This window comes from Curtobacterium sp. GC_Cur_3 (assembly GCF_026544205.1).
Taxonomy (GTDB): Bacteria; Actinomycetota; Actinomycetes; order Actinomycetales; family Microbacteriaceae; genus Curtobacterium.
The window spans coordinates 92,296-98,733 of record NZ_JALNUI010000014.1 but is presented as its reverse complement, the minus strand read 5'-3'; the positions used below and the strand labels follow the sequence as shown (position 1 = coordinate 98,733).

Here is a 6,438-nt window from a genome sequence, read left to right as displayed (position 1 = left end):
GAAGGCGCTGCAGCTCGAGGGTGACAACGCGATCCTGACCGGCACCACCGTCCACATCTCCGCCGACGCCGCGAAGCTGCTCAACAGCACCTTCAAGACCGACGCCGTCAAGGCAGGCCTGCTCGTCGGGACCGCCACCATCACCGCCCAGATCAAGTAACACCCCCGCACCACAGCAGCACAGAACCACACACGAGAACGCCGTCCCCGGTCGGGGGCGGCGTTCTCTGCGTTGCGCAGGAGTTCGGGCGGTACAGGCGCACCGGATGCTGGTTTCCCTCCGCGGCGATGACGGATCCGGTCGTCTCGGCCCGACGTTCCCGAACCAGATCCGTCACCCCGCCGACAACGAACCACCGCACCCACAGGTCAGCGCGGAGACCGAAGGACCCACCACGCTCGAATCAACCCATCACGGGCGCGATGGGAAGCGGAAACGCGCGTCGGGGGTCGGAACGAACGACCTCCTACGCGCGAAACGACCTCCTACGCGCGAAACGACCTTCCATGCGCGGAACGACCTTCCACGCGCCCAACAACTCACGACGCGCGGAACCACCCGCCCGCGTCAGCGCGGAACGCGCGTCAGCGCGGCACCGCGTCGAGCAGCGCCCGCGTGTAGTCCGACTCCGGAGCGGCCAGCACCCGGGCCGTGTCACCCTGCTCCACGACGCGCCCGCCACGGAGCACCACGGTCGCCGCACACAGCCGCGCGACCACGGCCAGGTCGTGGGAGACGAGCACGATCGTCATGCCGTGCTCCTCGGCGAGCCGCTCGAACAGCTCGAGCACCGCGACCCTCGTCGTCAGGTCGAGCGCGCTGACGGGTTCGTCGGCCACGAGCACGCGCGGCCCGGACACCACGGCGCGGGCGATGGCGATGCGCTGGCGCTGTCCGCCGGAGAACTCGTGCGGGTAGCGACGGCCGGCATCGGCGTCGAGCCCGACGTCACGCAGGGCTGCGGCGACGCGGTCGGTGGCCTCGGAGCCGGAGGCCACGCCGAGGGACCGGAGCGGCTCCCCCACGATGCGGTCGACGCGCTGCCGTGGGTCGAGGGAGGAGTACGGGTCCTGGAACACCGGCTGCACGGCCGTGCGGAAGCGGTGCATGCCGGCGCGGTCCCGCAGGTCGAGCGCCGAGCCGTCGAAGGACACCGTGCCGGAGTCGGGCGATGCGAGCCCGAGGAGCATCCGGAGGACCGTGGTCTTGCCGGCGCCGGACTCCCCGACGATGCCGAGGTGCTGCCCGGGCTGGACGGCGAACGACACGGCGTCGAGGGCGAGCCCGGCGTGGCGCCCCGGGTACCGGAACGCGACGTCGTCGAGGGCGAGCAGGGCGGTCACCGGGGACCTCCTCGGCCGCGGTCGAGCGCGTCCTGCAGGGTCCGGGCGCTGCCGACGAGCCGCTGCGTGTACGGGTGGCTCGGCGCGGCGATGACGTCCCGCACGGGTCCCTGCTCGACGGCACGCCCGTGCTCGAGCACGAGCACCCGGTCGACCGTGCGTGCGACGACGGACAGGTCGTGGCTGATGAAGAGCATGCCCATGCCGCGGTCGGCGACGGCGCGGTCGAGCAGGTCGAGCACCTCCGCCTGCACCGTGACGTCGAGCGCCGTGGTGGGCTCGTCGGCGATGAGGACCCGTGGTCGACAGGCCAGCGCCATCGCGATCGCCACGCGCTGCCGCTGTCCGCCGGAGAGCTCCCACGGGAACGCACGGGACACCCGGTCGGGGTCCGGCAGGGCGACGTCGACGACGGCCTCGCGCACGGCGGAGCGCAGGGCCTCACCACGCAGCCCCCGGTGTCGCCGCAGCGGCTCGGCGATCTGGTCGCCCGCGCGCATGATCGGGTCGAGCGCGGTCATCGGCTCCTGGAACACGGGCGCGACCACAGCCCCGCGCACGCCACGCAGCGCACGCTCGGAGGCTCCGACCACCTCGACCTCGCCGACCCGGATGGACCCGGTGACCGTCAACGCGGACGGCAGCAGCCCGAGCACGGCGAGCGCGGTGAGCGACTTGCCGCTGCCGGACTCCCCGACGATGCCGAGGCGGCCGCCGTCCTCGACGGCGAAGGAGACGCCGTCGACGAGTGCCACACCGTCGGCGGTGGTGATGCGCAGGTCGGTGACCTCGATGGCGGGGCTCATCCGAGCCTCCTGTCCGTGTCGTCGGGGGTGGCCGCGACCGGCGCGACGGTCCCGACTCCGTCACCACCCACCGTCGTCCCGGCCGGGAGGCTCGGTGCGGCTCCGCGCGTCGCTCGCCGTCCGCGGCGGGTCGGGTCCGCGACGTCGCGCAGGCCGTCCGCCAGGAGGTTCGCGCCGATGACCAGCGCGACGAGCGCGAGGCCGGGGGCGAGGACGCCGGCCGGCGCCTCGAAGGCGGTCTGCTGGGCGTCCTGGAGCATGCGGCCCCACGACGCGTTGGGCGGCGGGGCGCCGAGGCCGAGGTAGGACAGGCTCGCCTCGGCGAGGACCGCGAGCCCGAACTGCAGCGCGAGGTTGACGGCCAGGGTCGGCCAGATGTTCGGCAGCACGTGTTCGGTGACCACGCGCGCCCACGAGGTTCCGGAGGTCCTGGACGCGGTGACGTACTCCTGTCGGAGGACCCGTCGGGCCAGGATCCGGACCAGTCGGGCGACGACGGCGGTCATCACGAGGCCGATGGCGATGATCGCGGTGCCGAGGGAGGCGCCCCGGGCGGCGACGAGGAGCATCGCGACGAGCAGCGTCGGGAACGCGATCACGATGTCGAGGACGGCGGACAGGGTGTCGTCGAGCCAGGGTCGCGCGAACGCGGCGGCCAGGCCGACGGCGGTGCCGAGGACGCCGCCGACCAGGACCGCGCCGAGCCCGGTGGCGAGGGCGATCCGCGCGCCGATGAGCAGCTGGGTGGCGAGGTCGCGGCCGAGGGTGTCGGTGCCGAGCCAGTGCGCGCCGCCGGGCGGGGTGAGCCGTCCGCCGGACGTGTCGTACAGCGAGTACGGCAGCCAGATGAGCGAGACGACCGCGGCGACGACGACCAGGCCGACGAGCACGATGCCCACGGTCAGGGACACCGAGCGGCGGGCGTTCATCGGTTCCCCGAGACGCTCGAGCGCAGGCGCGGGTCGACGATGCGCTGCACGACGTCGGCGATGAAGCCGATCACGAGCACGGCGACGGTGGACACCAGGAGCACGCCCTGGATGCTCGGGTAGTCGTGCTGCTCGATCCCGGTGATGAGCATGCTGCCGAGACCGGGCAGGGCGAAGACGCTCTCGACGACGACCGCGCCGAGGAACGTCGACGCGAGCTCGATGCCGAGGACCGCGATGACGGGGACGACCGCGGACCGGACGCCGTGGCGCAGGAACGCCGATGCGGTGGAGGCCCCGAGCGCCCTGGCGGTGCGGATGTGGTCGGCGCCGAGGACGTCGAGCACCGCGCTCCGGACGTAGCGGGCGATCGACGCGGTCATCACGACGGCCACGGTGATGATCGGCAGCGCCAGCGACTGGAGCGCGTCGCCGGGGTACGTCCAGTCGTCGCGGGGGAAGCCGCTCGACGGCAGGAGCCCCCACTGCAGCGACACGACCTGCACGAGCAGGATGCCGATCCAGAAGACGGGCACCGCGATGCCGAGCTGCGTGATGCCGGAGAGCAGCACCCCGTACCAGCGGTCGGCGCGGGCAGCGGCGACGAACCCGACGACGCTGGCCACCACCACGGCGACGACGAACGCGATGAGCGTCAGCGGCACGGTGACGACCAGGCGCTGCGCGAGGTCCGGCAGCACCGGCAGGCCGCTCGTGAAGGACGTCCCGAGGTCGAGGTGCAGCATCTGCCCGAACCAGTGCACGAACTGCTGCGCAAGCGGCTGGTCGGAGCCGACCGCCCGCCGTGCCGCTGCGACCTGGTCGGGTGTGGCGTTCGCCGCGAGGAGGGCGTTCGCCGGGTCACCGGGCAGGATCCGCAGGAGCGCGAACACCACGACCAGGGACGCCGCGAGCGACAGCACGAGGATGCCGAGGCGGCGGAGGACGTACGCGGTCATGGGGTGGTGCGGATCCTGCCTGGTGGGTGTCGGTGCGGGTCGGCGCGTTGGCCGTCCGCGACTAGGAGACGGTGATGCCGGAGACGGGGAACTGCGAGTTCAGCCCGTTCTTCCAGTATCCCGTGACGTCCTTGTCCGACACGACGATCTGCGGGTACAGGTACAGCCAGTCGCTCGCCGCGTCCTTGGCGATCTGCTCGTTCGCCTGCTTGAGCAGCTCGGTCTGCTGATCCTCGGACGTGGCCTGCTCGGCGTCGGCGATGTCCTGCTGCACGTCGGCGTTGTCGTACCCGAAGTAGAAGTCCGGGTCACCGTAGAAGACGACGTCACGGTCGTTGACGTGCTCCTGCAGCGTCGCCTCGAAGTCGTGCTGCTGGTACACCTTCGTGTACCACTCGTCGGCGCTGATCGTGTTGATGTCGACGGTCACGCCGACCTTCTTCAGCGCGCTCTGCAGGTACTGCGCGACCGCGGGGTGCGGGTCGTACGAGGGGGTGTCGAGCGTGAACGTGAAGCCGTCGGCGTGACCGGCCTGCGCGAGGAGGTCCTTCGCCTTGGCCGGGTCGTACGCGTTGACGCTCGTCAGGTCCTGGTACCAGGGGTCGGTCGGCGGGACCATCGACCCGTTCACCGTGCCGTAGTCACCCCAGATCGCCTTGAGCAGGGCCTTGCGGTCGACGGCGGCCGAGATCGCCTGGCGGAGCTTGACGTCCGTGAACGGCCCCTTCGCGTCGTTGAACGCCAGGAGCTCCTTCGTGGTCGAGTCACCCTCGCTCACCGTGTACTTGGACTTGTCTGCCGTGAACCGGGAGAGCGCGTCCGGGGACTGGATGCTCGTGACGACGTCGACGCGGCCGCTGGCCAGGGCGTTCGAGAGCGTGGAGGCGCTGGTGAAGTAGTCGAACTCGACGCCGCCGTTCGCGGGCTTCTTCCCCCAGTAGTCCGTGAAGGGCACGAGGGTGAGCGACGAACCGCGCTTGAACGTGCCCAGCGTGTACGGCCCGGTGCCGTTCTCCTCGGTCTTGAGCTTCGTCGCGTCCGCCGGCACGATCCACACGTACGACAGGTTGTAGACGAACGAGATCGAACGCTTCGCGAGCGTGACCTCGACGGTGTCGTCGTCCGGGGTGGCGATCGACTTCACCACGGACAGGCTCGACTTCCGCGACGACTGCGAGTCCTCGGCGGTCACGCGCTCGATCGAGCTCTTGACGTCGGCGCTGGTCAGCGTGCCACCGTCGTGGAACTTCACGCCCTTGCGGAGCGTGAACGTGTAGGTCAGGCCGTCGGAGGACGTCTTGTACGCCGTGGCGAGCAGCGGGGTGACCTTGCCGTCGTCGCCGAGGCGGAACAGGCCCTCGTAGACGTTGTCCTGGAAGGCCTCGTTGACGCCCTGGCCACCGCCGTCGACGTTGGAGAGGTTGGTCGGCTCGTAGAGGGAGCCGATCGCAACGGTGGCGTCGGCGCCGGAGGACGAGCCGCCGTTCGAGGACGAGCAGCCGGCGAGGGCGAGGCTCAGGGCGATGCCGGATGCGACGAGCGCGGCTGCGGTGCGGGACTTCACGGGACTCCTGGTCGTTCGGGGTCGGGTTCGGGGTGTGGGGATGGTGCTCGGTGGGGCGACGGCCGGTGCCGGGGTCGCTCCCGGTCGGTCAGGCCTGGTGCGCGACGTACCGTTCGCCGGCGTGGACCGGCACGTGCAGGCGGTTCTGGAACGGCGGCAACGGGCAGTTGTACTGGTCGCTGAACCCGCACGGCGGCACGAAGGCCTGGTTGAAGTCGAGGACGACGTCGGACTCCTCGCCCGTCGACGACCCGGCCGGACGCTCCACGAACAGGAAGCGGCCGGTGCCGTAGGTCCGGTCGGCGTCGTCGGTGCTGCGGTTCGTCGGGTCGCCGAAGACCAGGAGCAGGGTGCCGTCGTCGTCGAAGGCACTCAGTGTGTACGAGCGGCCGTCGATCGTCGCCGTGATGTCGCCGGGGACGACCAGGTCCCGCGTGGCACCGGCGGCGTCGCGGAGGTGCTCGTAGGGGATGGTGCGACCGGGCTCGGCGGGCGTGAAGTGCGCCGTGATGCGCCAGGCCGGGTCGTACGGGAAGACCGGGACCTCGACGAACGACCGGTTCGCCGGGGACTCGGCGTCCCACAGGCGGTAGCCGTGCTCGGGTGCCCCGGTGTCGAGGTCCTTCCGGTGCACCACGGTCGCGACGACGCTCGCCGGCTGGCCGTCGAGCACCGCCTCGAGGTCGGGCTCGGCGCCGTCCGGCAGCCACACCGTGGACACGAGTGCGAGGTCACCCTGCGGGCCGGTCACCCGCTGGCGGCGGGCCTCACGCCAGGCGTGCCAGGAGTCGGGGGCGTCGTTCGTCGTGTGCGCGTCGGTGATGCTCATCGGGATC

Annotated in this window: 6 protein-coding genes; all 6 read right to left on the bottom strand. The window is 71.5% G+C overall.

From position 1 onward, the window contains the following. Window positions 1–585: 585 nt before the first annotated feature. The gene (locus OXR63_RS09470; protein WP_267422270.1) at window positions 586–1,344 is read right to left on the bottom strand and encodes an ABC transporter ATP-binding protein; all 759 of its coding nucleotides are present in this window, start codon (window positions 1,342–1,344) and stop codon (window positions 586–588) included. Beyond that, entirely contained in the window at window positions 1,341–2,150 is an 810-nt protein-coding gene (locus OXR63_RS09465; RefSeq protein WP_267422268.1) for an ATP-binding cassette domain-containing protein, read from the bottom strand. The genes OXR63_RS09470 and OXR63_RS09465 overlap by 4 nt, the downstream gene beginning before the upstream one ends. Next, complete coding sequence (locus OXR63_RS09460; RefSeq protein ID WP_267422266.1) at window positions 2,147–3,079, bottom strand: ABC transporter permease; 933 nt, start codon at window positions 3,077–3,079, stop codon at window positions 2,147–2,149. The genes OXR63_RS09465 and OXR63_RS09460 overlap by 4 nt, the downstream gene beginning before the upstream one ends. After that, window positions 3,076–4,038 carry an ABC transporter permease gene (locus OXR63_RS09455; RefSeq protein WP_194661327.1) on the bottom strand — a complete coding sequence of 321 codons (963 nt, stop codon included), beginning with the start codon at window positions 4,036–4,038 and terminating at the stop codon, window positions 3,076–3,078. The genes OXR63_RS09460 and OXR63_RS09455 overlap by 4 nt, the downstream gene beginning before the upstream one ends. 61 nt (window positions 4,039–4,099) lie before the next feature. Continuing rightward, window positions 4,100–5,602 carry an ABC transporter substrate-binding protein gene (locus tag OXR63_RS09450; protein ID WP_267422263.1) on the bottom strand — a complete coding sequence of 501 codons (1,503 nt, stop codon included), beginning with the start codon at window positions 5,600–5,602 and terminating at the stop codon, window positions 4,100–4,102. 88 nt (window positions 5,603–5,690) lie between these two features. After that, the gene (locus OXR63_RS09445; RefSeq protein ID WP_267422261.1) at window positions 5,691–6,431 is read right to left on the bottom strand and encodes a DUF1684 domain-containing protein; all 741 of its coding nucleotides are present in this window, start codon (window positions 6,429–6,431) and stop codon (window positions 5,691–5,693) included. Window positions 6,432–6,438: the final 7 nt, after the last annotated feature.